Consider the following 21121-nt stretch of genomic DNA (forward strand, 5'->3'; position numbering starts at 1 on the left):
CTCAACACATCACTAGGGTTTGCATGGCCGTGGCCATGGCGCGCAATGCCGCGCAGTTTAAGGCTTTAACCGGTTGTGCTGCCACCGTTAGCTGGCGCGGCTTACTGGGACAGGCGCGCCAGGGCAAAACCGCCCCACACGGCCAGCACGCCGCCCAGAATGCTGCACAGCAGATAGGCAAAAGCTTCATTGAGGCGGCCGCTTTCAAACAGCTTGAGCACTTCCAAGCTGAAGGAGGAAAAGGTGGTAAAACCGCCAAGCACACCAATGATCAGGCCACTGCGCAACTCGATAGGCAGATCACTGCGCAGCAGGAACAGGCCAGAGAGCAGGCCGATCAGCAGGCAACCGATGATATTGACGGTAAACGTGCCAAGGTAGAAATGCCGTGGCCACTGCGCCACCACCCAGCTGCCAGTCAGAAAACGCAGCACGGAACCCACGGCACCGCCCAAAGCCACTGCCAGCGCCACACGAATCATGGTTTTCTCCGTTGCCGAGGGCTATTGCGATCCTGATTTTTCAGGTGCTGCAGCTTATCGCGAATTTTCAGCTCCAGGCCGCGTGGCACCGGCTGGTAATACTCACGCGGCGCGAAGGCCTCGGGAAAGTAGTCTTCACCTGCCGCATAGGCATCCGGCTCATCATGGGCATAGCGGTATTCATCTCCATAGCCCAGCTCTTTCATCAGTTTGGTCGGCGCATTGCGCAGGTGCAGCGGCACCTCTTGCGAACCATGCTCGGCAGCATCACGCATGGCGGCCTTGAAGGCGTTATAGACCGCGTTGCTTTTCGGTGCGCAGGCCAGATAGACAATCGCCTGTGCCACGGCCAGCTCACCTTCGGGGCTACCTAGGCGCTCCTGCACATCCCAGGCGTTCAGGCACAGGGTCAAGGCGCGCGGGTCGGCGTTGCCGATATCCTCGCTGGCCATGCGCACCACGCGGCGGGCGATATACAGCGGATCGCAGCCGCCATCGAGCATGCGTGCAAACCAGTACAGCGCACCGTCCGGGCTGGAGCCGCGCACGGATTTGTGCAACGCGGAAATCTGGTCGTAAAAAGCCTCCCCGCCCTTATCGAAACGCCGGCGGGTATCGCCGAGCAGATTGAGCAGCAAGTCACTGCTGATCTCCCCCCCGTCTTCGGCTAGGTCTGCAGCGTTCTCCAGAAAGTTGAGCAAGCGTCGGCCATCACCATCGGCGGCGGCCTGGAGAATCGTGAAACTTTCCTCTGGCAGGCTTAGCTGACGCTCACCCAGGCCCTTCGGGTCGTTCAGGGCGCGCTCGACCAGTTTACGCAGTGCGCTTTCATCCAGGCTTTTCAGCACATACACGCGCGCCCGTGAGAGCAAGGCGTTATTCAGCTCGAAGGAGGGGTTTTCCGTGGTGGCGCCGATAAAGATAAGCGTGCCGTCTTCCACGTAAGGCAGAAAAGCATCCTGCTGCGACTTGTTGAAACGGTGTACTTCGTCGACAAACAGGATGGTCTGGCGGCCGTATTGCGCGGCATGCTGCTGCGCCACTTCCACGGCCTGGCGGATTTCCTTGACGCCAGAGAGCACGGCGGAAATGGTCTCGAAATGTGCGTCGGAAACCTGCGCCAACAAGCGCGCCAGGGTGGTCTTACCGACACCTGGCGGGCCCCAGAAAATCATCGAATGCAGGGTGCCCTGCTCCAGCGCCTCACGCAAGGGTTTGCCACGGGCCAACAAGTGCTCCTGACCCACATACTCATCCAGGCTGGCTGCACGCAGCCGGGCAGCCAGGGGTTGAGCAACGGGGGCCTTGCGAAACAGATCCATGACTGCGGTTTAACGCCTCGGGTGCGGGGTGCTTACTCTTGGATCACGTCGGCACCGGCCGGGATCTCGAAGGTGAATTGCGCATCATCCTGCGGCTCGTTCATCTTCACGTTGAGAAACAGGATGTTGGTGCGCTGACCGATGCTGTCAATCAGTTGCATATCGTTGAGCACCTTGTTGCGAAATGACAGGCGCAGGCTGTCGAACAGGGTGTCCTTGGATTTTGGCTTGAGGATGAAATCGACCACGCTACCGCCTTCGTTATGGCTGATCTCGAAGTTCTCACGAATCTTCGACACGTCACCGGACAGCAGCAGCGCTGGGGTGTGGGTCAGGCGTTGATCGAGGGTCTGGATAGTCACCTGTTGCAGGTCCGGGTCATATAGCCAGACCTTCTCGCCATTGGATACCAGCAACTGCTCCATCGGCGCATCGGTGTGCCAGCGGAACAGGCCAGGGCGTTTCAGCGCCAACTGGCCAGCGGTTTCCTGCAGCTGGGTGCCGCTGCCGTCCAGGGTCAGCTGGGAAAAACGCGCATTGATGGTCTGCGCCTGGTTAAGTAACTCGGTCAGGCGTTGAATGGCCACTTCATCATCGGCTACAGCGGAGATGCTGGTAAAACTCAGCAGGGTCAGCACTAACATGCGAATCAGGCGCATGGGGGTCCTCATCTATTCGGGTATTCGGGGCAGCAATCTGGGTCCGGCACTAGTCGCGCATCGGGCCTGGAGCTATGACCTCGCGCGAGCCATTGGTGTTCATTGAGGTAACCACACCGGCCATTTCCATGGCTTCAATCATGCGCGCAGCGCGGTTGTAGCCAATTTTCAGTTTGCGCTGAACGGCGGAAATCGAGGCGCGACGGCTTTCAAGGACGAAATTGACCGCCTCATCGTAAAGCGGGTCGGCTTCGCTGCCTTCACCACCGCCATCGCCGCTGCCGCCCTCAAAACCACTCCCCGACTCCTCGACGCCATTGAGAATGTCATCGATGTAGTCAGGCGTGCCGCGTTGCTTCCAGGCCTCGACCACCCGGTGGACTTCATCATCGGATACGAAGGCGCCGTGTACGCGAATCGGCAGGCTGGTGCCGGGCGGCATATAGAGCATGTCACCATGACCGAGCAGTTGCTCGGCGCCACCCTGGTCGATAATGGTGCGCGAGTCGATCTTGCTCGATACCTGGAAGGCCATACGGGTCGGGATGTTGGCCTTGATCAGGCCGGTAATCACGTCCACCGAGGGGCGCTGGGTCGCGAGAATCAGGTGAATCCCCGCAGCACGGGCTTTCTGCGCGATACGTGCGATCAGCTCTTCGACCTTTTTACCAACGATCATCATCATGTCGGCAAATTCGTCGACCACCACCACGATGGTTGGCAGGGTTTTCAGCAGCGGCGCTTCATCGTGCATGCTTTCGCGCTTGTATAGTGGATCGGCGAGTGGCTCGCCCGCTTCTTCCGCATCCTTGACCTTGCGGTTGAAGCCGGCCAGGTTGCGCACGCCCATCTTCGACATCAACTTGTAGCGCCGTTCCATCTCGGCCACCGACCAGCGCAGGGCGTTGGCGGCTTCCTTCATGTCGGTCACGACCGGACAGAGCAGGTGCGGAATACCTTCGTAGATCGACAATTCGAGCATTTTCGGGTCGATCATGATCAAGCGCGCGTCTTCTGGGCTCGACTTGAACAGGATCGATAGGATCATTGCGTTGACCCCCACCGATTTACCCGAACCGGTGGTGCCCGCCACCAGCAAGTGCGGCATGCGCGCCAGGTCGGTGATGATAGGCTTGCCGGCAATATCGTGGCCCAGCGCCAGGGTGACCGGCGATTTGGCGTCGTCGTATTCCGGCGAGGACAGCACCTCGGAGAAACGTACGATCTGCCGGTCTTCATTGGGTATCTCGATACCGACGGTGGTTTTGCCAGGAATAACTTCAACCACGCGCACGCTGGTTACAGCCAGTGAGCGCGCCAGGTCTTTGGCCAGGTTGGCGATGCGGCTGACTTTAACCCCGGCTGCCGGTTGAATTTCGTAGCGGGTAATCACCGGGCCTGGGTGGATCGAGTCGACCGAGACTTCTACGCCGAACTCCTTCAGCTTGAGTTCCAGCAGATGGCCGACGCCTGCCAGTGACTCGGGGGAATACGCGACTTTCTTGGTTTCGGCCGGATCGAGGATGGAGATGGGCGGCAGCGTACCCTCGATGGCGCTGTCGACGAACAGCGGCACCTGCTTTTCTTTCAGGACGCGTTTGCTGGGCTCCGGTGCTTTCGGTGCTGCCGGTGGGGTAATCACCGGAGCCGGACGGTTAACCCGCTCGCTCATGTGTTTGTTCAGCGCATCTTCGCGCTCGATCAGCCGCTCCTTGACCTTGGCCTGCTCGCGGCGATCCAGCACGATCGGAGCTGACACTTCGCTGACCCGCTCATCCACTTCACGCAGTTGTGCTACCAGTTGCTTGCGCTCCAGGCGCGCATTCCACCAGCGGTTAGCCAGGCTCTGAATCAGCTCGATCAGGTCCAGGGTGATCTTGCCAGTCAGGTCCATGACCTTGAACCAGGACAGATCGGTAAATACGGTCAGCCCGAACAGAAACAGGGCAATAAACAGCAAGGTACTGCCCTGCACATTCAGCGCATTAATTGCCAACTGGCCGAGGCTTTCGCCAAGAGCGCCGCCGGCCGATGCAGGCATGCTGGAACTGGCCTGGAAGTGGATATAAGCCAGCGCTGCGCCGGAGAGCACCAGAAACACCAGACCGATCAGCCGCCAGGAAAATAGCCAGCCGCTCCACTGCCAGGGCTGATGACGTGCACGAAACACCTGCAGGGTCTTCACCGCCAGCAGCAGCGGGAACAGATAGGCGAAATAGCCCAGGGCCATAAACAGAATATCGGCAAACCAGGCACCGGCACGACCGGCGGCGTTCTGCACCTGCTCGACGTTACTGGTGTGGGTCCAGCCCGGATCGCCCGCATCGTAGGTCAGCAAAGCCATCCACAGGTACAGGCAAAGCGCGCCAAGGCCTATCAGAGCGCCTTCTTTCAATCGATAGGGTAACTGCTGACGCCAGAGAGGTGCTTGTACGGTTGGGCTAGATTTCTTCAAAACGCATCTGTTCCTGCGCCAAAGGCGCCGAATAATTGGTTAACGGCAAAATATGCAGCGATTGTACGGGTTTAGTCAGACGATACCAAAACGAGCTGTATGCATAAACAGCTCGAGTGGTTGACTCCCGCTCCTTGCCTGCTTCGGTGTAGCATATCCGCCAACATCTTCCGTGCGGCTCAATTGGAGCATGCATTCTCTTTTGTGACAAAGGCTTATGAGGTGTTTTTATGAGCGAAGTCAAGCATTCACGCTTGATCATCCTGGGCTCCGGCCCTGCCGGTTATAGCGCTGCCGTTTACGCTGCCCGCGCCAACCTCAAGCCTGTGATCATTACCGGCATCCAGCCCGGCGGTCAGCTGACCACCACCACCGAAGTGGATAACTGGCCAGGTGATGTTGAAGGCCTCACCGGTCCGGCGCTGATGGAGCGTATGCAGAAGCATGCCGAGCGCTTTGAAACCGAGATCGTCTACGACCACATCCACACAGCCGAGTTGCAGTCGCGCCCTTTCACTTTGAAAGGCGACAGCGGTACTTACACCTGTGATGCACTGATTATTGCCACGGGCGCATCGGCGCAGTACCTGGGCCTGCCCTCGGAAGAAGCATTTTCCGGCAAGGGTGTATCGGCCTGCGCCACCTGCGATGGCTTCTTCTATCGCAACCAGGTGGTTGCGGTAATCGGCGGCGGTAATACCGCCGTTGAAGAAGCCCTGTACCTGTCGAATATCGCCAAGGAAGTGCACCTGGTGCACCGCCGCGACAAGCTGCGCTCGGAAAAAATTCTGCAGGACAAACTGTTCGACAAGGCCGCCAACGGCAACGTGGTGCTGCACTGGAATCACCAGCTGGAAGAAGTGCTGGGCGACAACACGGGCGTTACCGGTGCACGCCTGAAGAACACCCAGACGGGTGCGACCACTGATCTGCCGCTGGCCGGTGTGTTTATTGCAATTGGCCATAAACCCAACACCGACCTGTTCCAGGGGCAGCTGGAAATGCGCGATGGTTACCTGCTGATCAAAGGTGGCAACGAAGGTAACGCTACTGCTACCGGCATCGAAGGTGTATTCGCTGCCGGTGATGTGGCCGACCATGTCTATCGTCAGGCCATTACTTCGGCTGGTGCTGGCTGCATGGCAGCGCTGGATGTCGAAAAATTCCTCGACGACAATTGATCGACCACAAGGCGGGCTATCTGGCCCGCCCTACCCGCCTCCTGTCCGATTCCGGCCCTACCCATGCTGACGTGGTTGCAACGCGAGTCGCTGGACTTTCCTCCACTTAATAGCGCGCTGCGCGAACCCAATGGACTGCTCGCGGCGGGTGGCGACTTGCGCCCTGAACGCCTGATTCAGGCCTATCGCCACGGCTGCTTTCCCTGGTTTCAGGATGGCCAGCCGATTCTCTGGTGGTCGCCCGACCCACGCACGGTTCTACTGCCTGATGAGTTGCATGTCTCGCGTAGCTTGGCCAAGGTATTGCGCCAAGGTCGCTATCGGGTAAGTTTTGATCAGGCGTTCAGCGAGGTTATTCGCGCCTGCGCCGCACCACGTAGTTATGCGGCAGAAACCTGGATAACCAGCCCCATGCAGGATGCCTACCTGGAATTGCACAGACGCGGCATCGCTCATTCGGTGGAAGTCTGGCGTGACGGTGAGCTGGTGGGCGGGCTTTACGGCCTGGCGATGGGCCAGCTGTTCTTTGGTGAGTCGATGTTCAGCCGCGCCGACAATGCATCCAAAGTAGGTTTTGCCACACTGGTTGAACGGCTGAAAGCCTGGGGTTTTGTCCTGATTGACTGCCAGATGCCCACTGAGCATCTGCTCAGTCTTGGCGCCCGAACAATCAGCCGTAATGAATTTGCGCGCTACCTCGCCCTTCATCTTGACCAGCCCAATCAGGCTGACTGGGTTGCCTAGGCGAGTTTGTCAGCCTGGCTTACACTTGGTTGAAGACTGATCCTGAGAGTCGATCATGACCGAGCTGGCCCGCCTAAAGTTTTACGCCACTCAACCACATCCCTGCAGCTATCTGCCCGACGAACAAGCCACTACGTTGTTCCTCGACCCCAGCCAGCCCATGGATGCGCAGGTGTATGCCGAACTCTCGGAAATGGGCTTTCGCCGCAGCGGCGATCACCTCTATCGCCCCCACTGCCAGCACTGCACCGCCTGCATCCCGGCGCGCATCCCGGCCGCAGCCTTTCGCCCCAGTCGTCAGCAGCGGCGCATTCTCAAACGCAACGAAGACATCCAGGTGCGCCCGGTGCGCCCCTGCTTCAACGACGAGTACTACGCCCTGTATGTGCGCTATATAGAAGCACGGCACGCCGACGGCGATATGTACCCGCCCAGCCGCGACCAGTTCTCCACCTTTCTGGTACGGGATCTGCCGTTTTCCCGTTTCTATGAGTTCCGCCTGCAGGGCCGCCTGCTGGCCATCGCCGTGACCGACGTGCTGCCCAACGGCCTGTCGGCGGTGTACACCTTCTATGACCCGGATGAAGAACGCCGCAGCCTGGGTCGCTTCGCCATTCTCTGGCAAATCGCCGAGGCCCATCGCCAGGGACTGCATGCGGTCTACCTCGGCTACTGGATCAAGAACTGCCGCAAGATGAGCTACAAGACCCAATACCGTCCGATTGAGCTGTTCGTCAATCAACGCTGGGTCAGCCTTAACTGAAGCCCTTGGCGCAAACCCCAATTTTCGGGCACAATGCACGCCGCTTTTGCCTGGCGCCAGTTGCACCGGGCCATTCATTGGATACCGAGGGCTTTACTGCATGTCGAAAGAAGACAGCTTCGAAATGGAAGGCACTGTCGTCGACACCCTGCCCAACACCATGTTTCGCGTGGAGTTGGAAAACGGGCACGTCGTTACTGCGCACATCTCCGGAAAGATGCGCAAAAATTACATCCGCATTTTGACTGGTGACAAAGTTCGCGTTGAACTTACACCTTATGACTTGAGCAAGGGCCGCATTACCTATCGCGCCCGTTAACAGGCTGCTGAAAACTCCGTTTTCCGGTATCTGTTACACCACGCTCCAGTAAAAACGCCCGGCATTGCCGGGCGTTTTTGTGCGCGCAAGAAACTGTAGATGGCCGTTAGGCCATCTCAGCGGTGGTTTCAAAGTCGAAGGTCAGCTCGCCATCGGCGATATCAACATGCACAACCCCTCCGTGTTCAGCCAGTTCGCCAAACAGAATCTCTTCTGCTAACGGTCGCTTGATCTTGTCTTGGATCAAACGCGCCATTGGCCGAGCGCCCATCTGCACGTCATAGCCACGCTCCGCCAACCAGTTACGCGCAGCATCGCTGACTTCAAGCATGACACGCTTGTCCTCCAGCTGTGCCTGCAACTCAGTGAGGAACTTGTCGACAATGCTTTTGATCACCTCATGGCTCAGGCGGCCGAACTGGATAATGGTATCCAGACGGTTACGGAACTCTGGGGTGAAGCTCTTCTTGATCACTTCCATGGCATCGGATGAGTGATCCTGGTAAGTGAAGCCAATTGATGCGCGCGAAGCCGTTTCGGCGCCAGCGTTGGTGGTCATGATCACGATCACATTGCGGAAGTCCGCCTTGCGCCCGTTATTGTCGGTCAGCGTGCCATGGTCCATGACCTGCAACAGCAGATTGAAGACTTCCGGATGCGCCTTTTCGATTTCATCGAGCAGCAGTACACAATGTGGTGTTTTGGTAATGGCTTCGGTGAGCAAGCCACCCTGATCAAAACCCACATAGCCAGGTGGAGCACCGATCAGCCGCGAGACGGTATGCCGCTCCATGTACTCGGACATATCGAAGCGAATCAGCTCAACGCCCAAAGCCTTGGCCAACTGCCGCGCCGCTTCGGTTTTACCGACACCGGTCGGCCCGGCAAATAGGAATGAACCGACTGGTTTGTCCGGCGCCTTGAGGCCCGCTCGTGAAAGCTTGATCGCGGTAGACAGCGAGTCAATCGCCGCATCCTGACCAAACACGGTGAGCTTAAGATCGCGCTCAAGGTTACGCAGCAATTCCTTGTCCGAGCTGCTGACATGCTTTGGCGGAATCCGCGCAATCTTCGCCACGATATCCTCGACCTGAGCGACATCGATACGAGTCAGGCGCTTGTCTGCCGGCTGCAGGCGCTGGTAAGCACCGGCCTCGTCAATGACATCAATGGCCTTGTCTGGCATATGTCGGTCATTGATGTAGCGCGACGCCAATTCAGCCGCTGCGCGCAGCGCTTCATCGCTGTATTCAATGCTGTGGTGCTGCTCGAAACGACCTTTCAGGCCACGCAGAATACCAATGGTGTCTTCCACCGAAGGCTCCACCACATCGACTTTCTGGAAACGCCGCGCCAGAGCACGGTCTTTCTCGAAGATACCGCGGAACTCCTGGAACGTGGTTGAACCAATGCAGCGGATTTCTCCTGACGACAGCATCGGTTTGAGCAGGTTGGACGCATCCATGACACCACCTGAGGCGGCGCCGGCACCGATAATGGTATGGATTTCATCGATAAACAGAATCGCATGCGGACGTTTACGCAGCTCGTTGAGCAGCGCTTTCAAGCGTTTCTCGAAGTCCCCCCGGTATTTGGTGCCTGCCAGCAGCGCACCGAGATCCAGTGAGTAGACAACGCTGTCGGCCAGCAAGTCAGGCACCTGAGCATCAACAATGCGCTTGGCCAGCCCTTCGGCGATTGCGGTTTTACCCACGCCAGCCTCGCCCACCAAGAGTGGATTGTTCTTGCGACGACGCGCCAGAATCTGCGCAACGCGCTCAACTTCCTGCTCACGCCCGACCAACGGGTCGATGCGACCCTGACGCGCCAGCTCATTCAGATTGCTGGCATAGGCATCCAGCGGATTGCTGGAGCTGGAAGACTCACCGCCTTCCTCATCCTGCATTTCCTGTTCGGTTTCTGAATGACCGCCATGGCCTGGCACCTTGGAGATGCCGTGGGCAATAAAATTGACCACATCAATACGCGCGACGCTCTGCTGTTTGAGCAGGAACACCGCCTGACTTTCCTGCTCGCTGAAAATCGCCACCAGCACATTGGCGCCCGTCACTTCACGCTTGCCGGAACTCTGCACATGGAACACCGCACGCTGCAGAACACGCTGGAATCCCAACGTAGGCTGAGTTTCGCGTTCTTCATCGTGCTGTGGAATAAGCGGTGTGGTGGAGTCGATAAACTCCTGCAGATCATGCCGCAGCTTGTCCAAGTTGGCTCCGCACGCACGCAGTACGCTGGCGGCAGCCTCGTTATCCAGGAGGGCCAGCAGCAAGTGCTCAACCGTCATAAATTCATGACGCTTGGTGCGAGCCTCCTTGAAAGCCAGATTGAGGGTGACTTCGAGCTCTCGATTTAACATAGCTTCACCTCATGCCCAAGTGTCCGGCGTTAACCGTCTTTCTCTATTTCACAGAGTAGCGGATGCTGGCTCTCTCTCGCATATTGATTCACCTGTGTCGCTTTGGTTTCAGCAATATCGCGGGTAAACACTCCACACACTGCCCGCCCCTCTGTATGGACGGTCAGCATGATCTTGGTCGCCAGTTCTCGATTCAGGTTGAAGAACACCTCGAGTACCTCGACCACGAAATCCATGGGCGTGTAGTCATCGTTAAACAACACCACTTTATACATGGGGGGAGCCTGCAGAGCGGGCTTGGATTCCTGAACGGCCAGGCCGAAGGAATCGTCCTCATGCTCTGCGGGGCGATCCTGATTGAATGTTAGTCGAATCTGGCTACGTGCATGCATGCTGAAGAGCTTCGTTTAATGGGCGAATAGTCTGTGCTAGACAGAGTTTGAACGGCTTCTCAGCCAGTTACAGCATTGCCTTGACTATCGGCAAAACGGTGTTACAAACAATGAATACCCAGCATGGGTATTAAGGGGTTTCACACGCAGGCCGCCTTGGCGAACCGGGTGTGGAATTGAAGTGGATGATACTCCAGTGATGGAGTCCTTTGCAGAGGGATATCAGCATGGTTAGCGGTAAGGTCAAGTGGTTCAACAACGCCAAAGGCTATGGATTCATCCTGGCCGATGGTCGAGATGAGGACCTGTTCGCCCACTACTCGGCTATCCAGATGGACGGCTATAAAACGCTGAAGGCTGGCCAGCCGGTAAGCTTCGATATTATTCAAGGTCCAAAAGGACTCCACGCCGTAAACATCAGTGCGGCTACTGCCGCCAGTGAAGCGCCCGCCGCAGTTAAGCACCACCAGGGCGTAACGGTTGAAGTCTGATTAGAGTCATCTGGGCAGTTAATCGCCCACAAAAAAGGCCGGTCACTTGACCGGCCTTTCTTTATGCGCAGCTGATTGGCTTACATGTGCGAAATCAGTGCATCACCGAATGCCGAGCAGGACAGCAGCTTGGCACCATCCATCAGGCGCTCGAAGTCATAGGTCACGGTCTTGGCACCGATGGCACCGTTGGTGCCCTTGATGATCAGATCGGCCGCCTCGGTCCAGCCCATATGGCGCAGCATCATTTCAGCGGAGAGAATCAGCGAACCGGGGTTCACCTGATCCTTGCCAGCGTACTTCGGTGCAGTACCGTGGGTGGCTTCGAACATGGCAACGGTATCAGACAGGTTGGCGCCCGGCGCGATGCCAATGCCGCCTACTTCAGCCGCCAGGGCGTCGGACAGGTAGTCACCGTTCAGGTTCAGGGTGGCGATCACGTCGTACTCGGCCGGACGCAGCAGGATCTGCTGCAGCATGGCGTCAGCGATGGCGTCTTTGACGATGACGTTTTTGCCGGTTTTCGGGTTCTTGAATTGCATCCAAGGGCCGCCATCCAGCAGGGTTGCGCCGAACTCTTCAGCGGCAATTTCGTAGGCCCACTCTTTGAAGGCACCTTCGGTGAACTTCATGATGTTGCCTTTGTGCACGATGGTCAGCGAGTCGCGGTCGTTATCAACCACATACTGCAGAGCTTTACGTGCCAGACGCTTGGTGCCTTCTTTGGAAACCGGCTTGACGCCGATACCGCAGTCCTGGTCGAAGCGAATCTTGGTAACACCCATTTCCTCTTTGAGGAACTTGATGACTTTGGTCGCTTCCGGCGAACCGGCCTTCCACTCGATACCGGCATAGATGTCTTCCGAGTTCTCGCGGAAGATGGTCATGTCGACATCGCCAGGCTTTTTAACCGGGCTTGGCACGCCTTCAAACCAGCGCACAGGGCGCAGGCAGACATACAGGTCGAGTTGCTGACGCAGAGCAACGTTCAGGGAGCGGATACCACCACCGACTGGCGTGGTCAGCGGGCCCTTGATGGAAACGACGTAGTCTTTGACCGCGTCCAGGGTTTCCTGAGGCAGCCAGGTATCCTGGTCGTAAACCTGAGTGGCTTTCTCGCCAGCGTAAACTTCCATCCAGGAGATCTTGCGCTCACCGCCGTAGGCTTTCTGTACGGCAGCATCAACGACTTTGATCATGACCGGGCTGATATCGACACCGATACCATCACCTTCAATAAAGGGGATGATTGGATTGTTCGGTACGTTCAGGGATGTATCGGCATTGACGGTGATTTTGTCACCGGTGGCAGGCACCTGGATCTTTTGGTATCCCATGCTGGACTCCGTTGTTTTCGTGGTCTGGCATTCAGTCACGCAGATGACGTGCTGAATAGATCTTTTTGGGTCTCGGAAAGGCGAGTTATTTTTGTAGTTTTTCTACAGAAAGTCACGCACTTTATCCATTGAAAACATTGCACATGCGCGTTCTTGCGGGCATCAGGCTGATTAGCAAAACGGCTTTGTAGTCAAACTACAAGCACGCTACACAGCGCTTGTGCCAAGACGATTTCATCCTAGCAGCTCATTGCCCAATTGCTTCGATCATCACCATAACCGGTGACTGCGGCTATGATCACGCGCCCGCTCAAGGAGTTCCGTATGCGCTTTACTCCACACGTCACAGTCGCCACCGTAGTCGAAGATCAGGGGCGGTTTCTGCTGGTTGAGGAAATGGCCGATAACCGCGCCGTATTTAATCAGCCTGCTGGCCACTTGGAAGCCGACGAAAGTCTGATACAGGCCGCACTGCGCGAAACCCTCGAAGAAACCGGCTGGGATATCGAGCTGACGGGTGTAGTCGGTATCTACCTGTATACCGCCCCCAGCAATGGCATCACCTACCAGCGCGTGTGTTTCGCCGGTAAAGCACTGCAGCACCGCCCTGATCACCCGCTGGATGACGGCATAATCGGCCCGCGCTGGCTGACCCGCGACGAGCTGACGGCAGAACCGGAGCGCTGGCGTAGCGAGCTGGTATTGCGCTGCATCGATGATTACCTGAGCGGTCAACACTTTGCCCTGAGCCTGATTCGCGATTAACGTCAAGGCCGCACGGCCTGATAGAATCGCCACCTTTCTTCAAGCCGTGCCCAGTATTCCCATGTCAGATCCAACTACCCAGCGCGTTATTGTCGGCATGTCCGGCGGTGTAGATTCGTCCGTTTCAGCCCTTCTGTTACTTGAGCAGGGCTATCAGGTCGAAGGCCTGTTTATGAAGAACTGGGACGAAGACGACGGCACCGAATACTGCACCGCCATGGATGACCTGGCCGACGCGCAAGCCGTGTGCAACAAGATCGGCATCAAACTGCACACGGCCAATTTCGCCGCCGAATACTGGGACAACGTGTTCGAGCACTTTCTTGCCGAATACAAGGCCGGGCGCACACCGAACCCGGACATCCTGTGTAATCGCGAAATCAAGTTCAAAGCCTTCCTCGATTACGCCCTGATGCTCGGTGCCGACCTGATTGCCACCGGCCACTACGTACGCCGCCGGGATGTCGACGGGTGCACAGAACTGCTCAAAGGCCTCGATCCGAACAAGGACCAGAGCTACTTCCTGCATGCGGTGGGCGGTGAGCAGATCGCCAAGACCCTGTTCCCAGTCGGTGAGTTGGAAAAGCCGGCGGTACGCGCGATTGCCGAGAAGTACCAACTGGCCACAGCCAAGAAGAAGGACTCGACCGGCATCTGCTTTATCGGTGAAAGGCGTTTCAGCGATTTCCTTAAGCAGTACCTGCCCGCTCAGCCCGGCAATATCGAAACCACCGAGGGCGAGATCATCGGCCGCCACCATGGCCTGATGTACCACACCATCGGCCAGCGCCAAGGCTTGGGCATCGGCGGTTTGAAAGACGCCAGTGACGAGCCCTGGTACGTCCTGCACAAGGACCTGAGCCGCAATGTGCTGGTGGTAGGGCAAGGTAATGAACACCCCTGGTTGTTCAGCCGCGCCCTGCTCGCCTCGGAGATTTACTGGGTCAACCCGATTGATCTGAGCACGCCGCGCGCACTGACTGCCAAGGTGCGTTATCGCCAGACTGATCAAACCTGCACGCTGGAGAAAACCGCCAGCGGCTACCGCGCAGTTTTTGCCGAACCCCAGCGCGCCGTCACACCAGGCCAATCCGTGGTGTTCTACGACGGTGAAATCTGCCTCGGTGGAGGCGTGATTGAAACCGCCGAGCCCTGGACTGCGCGGGAGCAAACGGCGTGAATCCAATCCGCGAGCAACTGATTGCCCTTGGCGCAGTCTTCGAATCGGCCGTGCTGGTCGACAAACTGGCGCGCACCGGCCAGGTCAGCGAAGCGGCCGTGGCCTGTATGATCAATAGCCTGCTGGTGCGCGACCCAAAGGACACTCTGGACGTTTACGGCGGCGATGACCTCAACCTGCGTGATGGCTATCGTGCCCTGGTGGGCGCGCTGGAGCGTGACCCCGCCAGCCTGCAGCGTGACCCACTGCGCTATGCCCTGGCACTGCTGGCCCTGGAGCGCCAGCTGGACAAGCGCGGCGACATGCTGCAAGTGATGGGCAGCCGTCTTGACCAGGTGCAGCAACAGGTCGAGCACTTCGGTCCGACCCATGAGAATGTGATCGCCAATTGTGGCGGGCTGTACCAGGACACCATCAGTACCTTCCGTCAGCGCATCCAGGTGCAAGGCGATATGCGCCATCTGCAACAAACCAACAATGCCGCGAAAATCCGCGCACTGCTGCTCGCCGGCATTCGCTCGGCGCGCCTATGGCGCCAACTGGGCGGTCATCGCTGGCAGATGGTGTTCAGTCGCGGCAAGTTGCTCAAGGAACTCTACCCGCTGCTGCGGTCCTGAGCGCATGAGTTCGCGCTCGGTCAAACCACTGCAGGGCGCTGCCTTGCTGGCGCTCTCCGCCTTGCTGTTTTCCCTGATGGGCGTGGGCATCCGCGAAGTGTCGGTCAGCGTCAACAACGAATCGGTGGTGTTCTTTCGCAACCTGGTCGGTGTGCTGTTCTTTATGCCACTGGTCTTGCTCAAAGGGGTTGATCCGCTCAAGACCACCCGCTTGAAGTCTCACCTATGGCGCACCACCTACGGCCTGGCGGCGATGTATTGCTTCTTCTACGCCATTGCTCACCTGCCACTGGCCGATGCCATGCTGTTCACCTACTCGGCACCGGTGTTCACCCCACTGATTGCCTGGTGGTGGCTCAAGGAGCCGCTCAGTAAGCGCATGCTGCTGACCACTGGCATCGGTCTGGTTGGCGTACTGTTGGTGGCCAAACCCTCAGCAGCACTGCTCGACAGTCAGGCCCTGATCGGCCTCGCAGCCAGTGTGCTGGCGGCGTTCGCCTTTGTCTCGATCCGCGAAATGAGCGACACCGAGCCGGCTTTTCGCATCGTCTTCTACTTTTCCCTGTTCAGCGCCCTGATCTCAGCCATCCCGCTGACCTGGGCCTGGCAGCCGATGACCCAACACGAGCTGGGCTTGCTGCTGGTGATCGGCTTGCTGGCAACCGCCAGTCAGATCGTCATGTCCAAGGCCTACGGCCTGGCACCACCCGGGCTGATCGGCCCCTTCGCCTACCTGGCGATTGTGTTCGCTGGACTGATTGCCTGGCTGCGCTGGGGTGAAACGCCCGATCTGACCTCGTTGCTGGGCGCCGCACTGATTTTCAGTGCCAGCCTGCTGTCGATCAGTCGTCGCAAAGGCAGCTGAAGCAATCGCGGCCGGGCGTTGATTTCATGTATGATACGCGCCCTTTTCAATGCCCGATTGTCCGAGAACGCCTCCCATGCAGCTTTCCTCGCTCACCGCGGTTTCCCCCGTCGATGGCCGCTACGCCGGCAAAACTAGCGCTCTGCGCCCCATTTTCAGCGAATACGGCCTGATCCGTTTCCGCGTTTTGGTTGAAGTGCGCTGGCTGCAGCGCCTGGCCGCCCATGAAGGCGTATCCGAAGTAGCACCCTTCTCCGCCGAAGCCAACGCCGTGCTCAATGAGCTGGCTGACAACTTCGCCGTCGAGCACGCCGAGCGCGTCAAAGAAATCGAGCGCACCACCAACCACGACGTCAAAGCCGTGGAATACCTGCTAAAGGAACAAGCGGCCAAGCTGCCTGAACTGGACAAGGTCAGCGAGTTCATTCACTTCGCCTGCACCAGCGAGGACATCAACAACCTGTCCCACGCCCTGATGCTGCGCGCCGGCCGTGACGACGTGCTGCTGCCACTGATGCGTCAGACCGCCGAAGCGATCCGCGAGCTGGCAATCAAATTCGCCGACGTGCCGATGCTTTCGCGCACCCACGGTCAGCCGGCATCGCCGACTACCCTGGGCAAAGAACTGGCCAACGTGGTCTACCGCCTTGAGCGCCAGATCGCTCAGGTAGCCGCCGTGCCGCTGCTGGGCAAGATCAACGGTGCCGTGGGCAACTACAACGCCCACCTGTCCGCCTACCCGCAGATCGACTGGGAAGCCAACGCCAAGCAATTTATCGAAGGTGACCTGGGCCTGCAGTTCAACCCTTACACCACGCAGATTGAGCCGCACGACTACATCGCCGAGCTGTTCGACGCCATCGCGCGCTTCAACACCATCCTGATCGACTTTGATCGCGATATCTGGGGCTACATCTCCCTGGGCTATTTCAAACAGCGCACCATCGCTGGCGAAATCGGTTCCTCGACCATGCCGCATAAGGTCAACCCGATCGACTTCGAAAACTCCGAAGGCAACCTGGGTATCGCCAACGCGCTGTTCCAGCATCTGGCCAGCAAGTTGCCAATCTCGCGCTGGCAGCGCGACCTGACCGACTCCACCGTGCTGCGTAACCTCGGTGTCGGCTTCGCCCACAGTGTTATCGCTTACGAAGCCAGCCTCAAGGGCATTGGCAAGCTGGAGCTGAACGAAGTCCGCATCGCCGCCGACCTCGATGCCTGCTGGGAAGTGCTCGCCGAGCCGATCCAGACCGTGATGCGCCGCTACGCCATCGAAAACCCGTACGAGAAACTCAAGGAACTGACTCGCGGCAAGGGCATCAGCCCCGAAGCGCTACTGAGCTTTATCGATGGCCTGGACATGCCAGCCGCAGCCAAGGCCGAGCTCAAGCTCCTGACCCCTGCCAGCTACATCGGCAACGCGGTCGCCCAGGCCAAGCGCATCTAGCCGGCAACAGCCTCCCAGACGCCCGGCTGCGCCGGGCGTTTTTATTTATGGGTATTTACTGACTTCAAGGGCTTAGCGATGAATCCTGATACTCCGCTGCAACTGTTGGGTGGCCTGACAGCCCGTGAGTTCATGCGTGACTACTGGCAGAAGAAACCGCTGCTGGTGCGCCAGGCCATTCCTGGTTTCGAAAGCCCGATTTCTCCTGATGAACTGGCCGGCCTGGCACTTGAGGAAGAAGTCGAGTCGCGCCTGGTTCTCGAACATGGCGCACATCCTTGGGAGCTGCGCCGCGGCCCGTTCGCCGAAGACGCGTTCGCTGAGCTGCCTGAGCGCGATTGGACCCTGCTGGTGCAAGCGGTCGACCAGTTCGTCCCTGAAGTCGCCGAGCTGCTGGAAGAGTTCAAGTTCCTGCCCAAATGGCGTATCGATGACGTAATGATCAGCTTCGCCGTGCCAGGTGGTGGCGTGGGTCCGCATTACGACAACTACGACGTTTTTCTCCTGCAGGGTTACGGCAAACGCCGCTGGCAGATCGGCCAGCAGTGCAATACTGATAGCCCGATGCTGCAACACGCGGATCTGAAGATCCTCGCCGAATTCGTTAAAACTGAAGAATGGGTTCTGGAACCCGGCGACATGCTCTATCTGCCGCCGCTCCTGGCCCACTGTGGTACCGCTGAGGATGACTGTATGACGTATTCCGTAGGCTTCCGTGCGCCAAGCGCTGCTGAAGTCCTGACCCATTTCACCGACTTTCTCGGCCAGTTCCTGCCTGACGAAGAGCGCTACAGCGACGCTGACGCGCAACCGACCAACGACCCGACGCAGATTCAGCGCGACGCCCTGGATCGCCTCAAGGCGCTGCTCAACGAGCACATGAGCGATGAACGCCTGCTGATGACCTGGTTCGGTCAGTTTATGACCGAGCCGAAATACCCGGAGCTGATTGCCGGTATCGAGATCGACGAAGAAACCTTCCTCGCAGGCCTTGAAGATGGCGCCATCCTGATCCGCAACCCCAGCGCGCGCATGGCCTGGTCGGAAGTCGGTGAAGACCTGGTGCTGTTCGCCAGCGGCCAGAGCCGCCTGCTTTCAGCCAGCCTGCGTGAGCTGCTGAAACTGGTCTGCTCCGCCGATGCCCTGCATATCGAAAACCTCGGCGCATGGCTTGCCGATGATGAAGGGCGTAACCTGCTGGTTGAACTGGTCAAACAAGGCAGCCTGGAGTTTGCTGATGAGTGAGATACAGGTTCGCCTGGCCGACTGGCAGAAGGACAATGCTGACCTGCGGCGTATTCGCGAAACCGTGTTTATCGCTGAACAGGCCGTTCCGCCGGAACTGGAATGGGATGCCGAAGATGCCGATGCCGTGCATTTTCTCGCCCTGGAAGGCGATTACCCGATCGGTACTGCGCGCCTGCTGCCCGATGGGCATATCGGCCGGGTTTCCGTGCTCAAGGACTGGCGTGGCCTGAACGTAGGCGTTGCGTTGATCCAGGCGGTGATCGCGGAAGCGGAAAAACGCGGCCTGACGCAACAAATGCTCAGCGCCCAGGTGCACGCCACTGCCTTCTATGAAAAGCTCGGGTTTGCCATCGTCAGCGGTGAATACCTCGACGCCGGCATCCCTCACGTAGACATGGTGCGACATAGCGCCTAGAGGCCTGGATGAACGACGAAAACGCCCCGAATGACCCGCCCGAGCAACTGGAGCCCATTGAGCTTCCCGCCATCGAGTTCGAGTCACCGGGGCGTTTTGCTGTGCACAACCCGCAAAGCCTGACACCGGACAGTCCGCAGGCAGAACCAGCACCGTTTGTTCTAGGCGCCCATGCCGCACTGGAGCGTTTCAGCCAACCGGAACAGGCTCGCGCCCATGCCTTGGCGCTGCTGCAACAGGCCCAGCGCAGCCTGTGCATCTACAGCCATGACCTGGAGCCCTGGCTCTATCACCACAGCAGCGTGCAAGACGCCTGCACCCGTTTTCTGCTGGCCAATCCCCGTAACCAGCTACGTATCCTGCTGCGCGACCCCGGCCGTGCCGTCAAGGAAGGTCACCGCCTGCTCGGCCTGTCGCGCCGCCTGTCTAGCAATATGCAGATTCGCAAGCTGCACCCGGACTACCCTAATGAAGAGCTGGCGTTTCTGCTGGCCGATGACCGTGGTTTGCTGCTGTTGCCCGAACTTGGCCAGGCCAGTGGTTATGCGCTGTACCAGGACCCCGGTCGCAACCGTCAGCGCCGCGCACAGTTTGACCAGGCCTGGGATACCAGCATCACCGACGCTGACTTACGGAGTTTTCTGCTATGAAGGTTCGCGCCCTGCTCGCCGCCGCCCTGTTCAGTTTCAGCCTGTCAGCTAGCGCGGCCACCGAGGTGATTCCCCTCAACTACCGTACTGCGGATGAGGTGTTGTCGGTGGTGCAATCGGTACTGGGCCACGAAGGCCGGGTAAATGCCTACGGCAATCAGCTGATCGTCAATGCCGATCCGGCCAAAATCCAGGAAGTACGCACCCTGCTGCAACAACTGGATACCGTGCCGCGTCGCCTGCTGATCAGCGTCGACACCAACGAGTCGGGCTATCAGACCGACCGGGGCTATCGCACCGATGGCAGCATCAGCGCCGGCAATGGCGAAATCCAGATTGGTCAGGGCGAAATCAATGGGCGTGACCAGGTGCGCATCATCCGTCGCAGCACCGATAGCCGCAGCGGCGGCACCCAACAGGTGCAGGCTACCGAAGGCTATCCCGCACTGATTCAAGTGGGCCAGAGCGTACCGCTGACGACACGTGGCCGGGATGTCTACGGCCAACCCTACAGCAACACCCAATATCGCAACGTCACGCGTGGGTTCTATGTCACCGCCAGCCTCAGCGGGGAGATGGTGCATATCAACATCAGCAGCAACCGTGACCGCCTCAGCCAGACCCAGCCTGGCGCCATTGACGTGCAAAGTACCGACACCCGTGTCAGCGGCCGGGTCGGTGAATGGATCAGCATCGGCGGTGTCAGCGAGCAGAGCCAGGGCGAACAAGGCGACTTCCTTCAGCACCGCTCGACCCAGGGCCGTGAAGACATGAGCATGCGGGTCAAAGTTGACGTGGTTCAGTAGGCCACTTTCAGCCCACCTGATGCTGCCGTAGACATCTTGCAGACAGCGCCCGGTAACCGCTCATCGCCTTGTGTTTGTCAGGTAGTGCCTAAACCGCAGCAGAGAAACCGCCAGCGCCGCCGCAATCCGCCGGATAGAGCCACTCAGCCTGACTCGTCGGTCGCTTTACAACTTATGTAGTAGTCATTCAAAAAGCACTACAAAATAATTGACGAACAGTTTTGGCAAAGGCATCATGGCCCCGCTCCCGCTAATCAGAGGTCTGAAAAGCCCTCCGAATCGCGCTCCAACTTACCGTCAGAGCCGATTTGCGTTGTAAAGCCCACAAGGCCGTTCGATGAGATTGCGACTGGAACGAAGTTGTCCTGAGGGACGGGGAAGCGTTTAGCAACAGTGCGCATCACGCCACAGCAGGTTGAGTCGTCCAACGGCACTTTGAGCCGGTAAACGCCAAATGACCCGATCATTTGCAACCCCTGCAGCCGCGACCTGTTGAGTTCGTCACCCTCCTCCCGGATCAATTCCGTCTCAAGTCGACTTTTCGGCGTTCTGCAGTGAGCTACAACAACCTCCGGCAACACAGGTGTTCAGTGGGGAAGCCGGTGC

Annotated in this window: 21 protein-coding genes; 14 read left to right on the forward strand and 7 right to left on the reverse strand. The window is 58.4% G+C overall.

Annotated elements, in window-relative coordinates; all coding sequences use genetic code 11:
• Positions 1–101: 101 nt before the first annotated feature.
• Genes crcB through ftsK form a run of 4 tightly spaced genes read right to left on the reverse strand, consistent with a single transcriptional unit; the run spans position 102 to position 4918 of the window.
• Entirely contained in the window at positions 102–482 is a 381-nt protein-coding gene (gene crcB, locus IOD17_RS09860; protein ID WP_233684921.1) for a fluoride efflux transporter CrcB, read from the reverse strand.
• Entirely contained in the window at positions 479–1804 is a 1326-nt protein-coding gene (locus IOD17_RS09865; RefSeq protein ID WP_233684922.1) for a replication-associated recombination protein A, read from the reverse strand. The genes crcB and IOD17_RS09865 overlap by 4 nt, the downstream gene beginning before the upstream one ends.
• A gap of 32 nt (positions 1805–1836) precedes the next feature.
• A complete protein-coding gene (lolA, locus tag IOD17_RS09870; RefSeq protein WP_233684923.1) occupies positions 1837–2463 on the reverse strand; it encodes an outer membrane lipoprotein chaperone LolA in 627 nt (208 codons plus the stop codon).
• 49 nt (positions 2464–2512) lie between these two features.
• Positions 2513–4918 (reverse strand): DNA translocase FtsK, encoded by a 2406-nt coding sequence (gene ftsK / locus IOD17_RS09875; protein ID WP_233684924.1) that lies wholly within the window; start codon positions 4916–4918, stop codon positions 2513–2515.
• A 230-nt stretch (positions 4919–5148) separates the two neighbouring features.
• Here ftsK and trxB point away from each other — a divergent pair, with 230 nt between their 5' ends.
• The 4 genes from trxB to infA all read left to right on the forward strand — a co-directional run bounded on the left by trxB (position 5149) and on the right by infA (position 7925).
• Positions 5149–6099 (forward strand): thioredoxin-disulfide reductase, encoded by a 951-nt coding sequence (gene trxB, locus IOD17_RS09880; RefSeq protein WP_233684925.1) that lies wholly within the window; start codon positions 5149–5151, stop codon positions 6097–6099.
• 63 nt (positions 6100–6162) lie between these two features.
• Positions 6163–6843, forward strand: coding sequence for a leucyl/phenylalanyl-tRNA--protein transferase (gene aat, locus IOD17_RS09885; RefSeq protein WP_233684926.1), 681 nt, complete (start codon positions 6163–6165; stop codon positions 6841–6843).
• A 55-nt stretch (positions 6844–6898) separates the two neighbouring features.
• Complete coding sequence (locus IOD17_RS09890; RefSeq protein WP_233684927.1) at positions 6899–7606, forward strand: arginyltransferase; 708 nt, start codon at positions 6899–6901, stop codon at positions 7604–7606.
• A gap of 100 nt (positions 7607–7706) precedes the next feature.
• Positions 7707–7925: a translation initiation factor IF-1 gene (gene infA / locus IOD17_RS09895; protein WP_002553999.1), complete on the forward strand. Its 219-nt coding sequence runs from the start codon at positions 7707–7709 to the stop codon at positions 7923–7925.
• 106 nt (positions 7926–8031) lie between these two features.
• On the opposite strand, the gene clpA is transcribed toward infA, so the two are convergent.
• Both clpA and clpS read right to left on the reverse strand, forming a co-directional pair.
• Positions 8032–10302 carry an ATP-dependent Clp protease ATP-binding subunit ClpA gene (gene clpA / locus IOD17_RS09900; RefSeq protein ID WP_233684928.1) on the reverse strand — a complete coding sequence of 757 codons (2271 nt, stop codon included), beginning with the start codon at positions 10300–10302 and terminating at the stop codon, positions 8032–8034.
• 29 nt (positions 10303–10331) lie between these two features.
• Entirely contained in the window at positions 10332–10694 is a 363-nt protein-coding gene (clpS, locus tag IOD17_RS09905; RefSeq protein ID WP_108488264.1) for an ATP-dependent Clp protease adapter ClpS, read from the reverse strand.
• 227 nt (positions 10695–10921) lie between these two features.
• Here clpS and cspD point away from each other — a divergent pair, with 227 nt between their 5' ends.
• Positions 10922–11185 carry a cold shock domain-containing protein CspD gene (gene cspD, locus IOD17_RS09910; protein ID WP_233684929.1) on the forward strand — a complete coding sequence of 88 codons (264 nt, stop codon included), beginning with the start codon at positions 10922–10924 and terminating at the stop codon, positions 11183–11185.
• 80 nt (positions 11186–11265) lie between these two features.
• Here cspD and icd read toward each other — a convergent pair whose 3' ends face one another.
• Positions 11266–12522 (reverse strand): NADP-dependent isocitrate dehydrogenase, encoded by a 1257-nt coding sequence (icd, locus tag IOD17_RS09915; protein WP_090253672.1) that lies wholly within the window; start codon positions 12520–12522, stop codon positions 11266–11268.
• Positions 12523–12846: 324 nt separating this feature from the next.
• Between icd and IOD17_RS09920 the strand changes: the two genes are divergently transcribed.
• The 9 genes from IOD17_RS09920 (at position 12847) to IOD17_RS09960 (ending at position 20515) form a co-directional block, all read left to right on the forward strand.
• On the forward strand, positions 12847–13287 hold the full coding sequence (locus IOD17_RS09920; RefSeq protein ID WP_233684930.1) for an NUDIX hydrolase: 441 nt from the start codon (positions 12847–12849) through the stop codon (positions 13285–13287).
• A 61-nt stretch (positions 13288–13348) separates the two neighbouring features.
• Complete coding sequence (gene mnmA / locus IOD17_RS09925) at positions 13349–14467, forward strand: tRNA 2-thiouridine(34) synthase MnmA (RefSeq protein WP_233684931.1); 1119 nt, start codon at positions 13349–13351, stop codon at positions 14465–14467.
• Positions 14464–15084, forward strand: a complete 621-nt coding sequence (gene hflD, locus IOD17_RS09930) for a high frequency lysogenization protein HflD (protein WP_233684932.1) — start codon at positions 14464–14466, stop codon at positions 15082–15084. The genes mnmA and hflD overlap by 4 nt, the downstream gene beginning before the upstream one ends.
• Before the next feature lie 4 nt (positions 15085–15088).
• Entirely contained in the window at positions 15089–15949 is an 861-nt protein-coding gene (locus tag IOD17_RS09935; protein ID WP_233684933.1) for a DMT family transporter, read from the forward strand.
• Between the two features lie 76 nt (positions 15950–16025).
• Positions 16026–17396: an adenylosuccinate lyase gene (purB, locus tag IOD17_RS09940; RefSeq protein WP_233684934.1), complete on the forward strand. Its 1371-nt coding sequence runs from the start codon at positions 16026–16028 to the stop codon at positions 17394–17396.
• 78 nt (positions 17397–17474) lie between these two features.
• Positions 17475–18641: a cupin domain-containing protein gene (locus IOD17_RS09945; protein ID WP_233684935.1), complete on the forward strand. Its 1167-nt coding sequence runs from the start codon at positions 17475–17477 to the stop codon at positions 18639–18641.
• Entirely contained in the window at positions 18634–19059 is a 426-nt protein-coding gene (locus IOD17_RS09950) for a GNAT family N-acetyltransferase (protein ID WP_090253657.1), read from the forward strand. The genes IOD17_RS09945 and IOD17_RS09950 overlap by 8 nt, the downstream gene beginning before the upstream one ends.
• Before the next feature lie 8 nt (positions 19060–19067).
• Positions 19068–19709: a histone acetyltransferase HPA2 gene (locus tag IOD17_RS09955; protein WP_233684936.1), complete on the forward strand. Its 642-nt coding sequence runs from the start codon at positions 19068–19070 to the stop codon at positions 19707–19709.
• On the forward strand, positions 19706–20515 hold the full coding sequence (locus tag IOD17_RS09960) for a secretin N-terminal domain-containing protein (RefSeq protein ID WP_233684937.1): 810 nt from the start codon (positions 19706–19708) through the stop codon (positions 20513–20515). Before IOD17_RS09955 ends, IOD17_RS09960 begins: the two co-directional genes overlap by 4 nt.
• The last annotated feature ends 606 nt before the right edge of the window (positions 20516–21121 follow it).

The sequence above is a fragment of the Pseudomonas anguilliseptica genome (assembly GCF_021375795.1).
In the GTDB taxonomy this organism is placed as follows: Bacteria; Pseudomonadota; Gammaproteobacteria; order Pseudomonadales; family Pseudomonadaceae; genus Aquipseudomonas; species Aquipseudomonas anguilliseptica_A.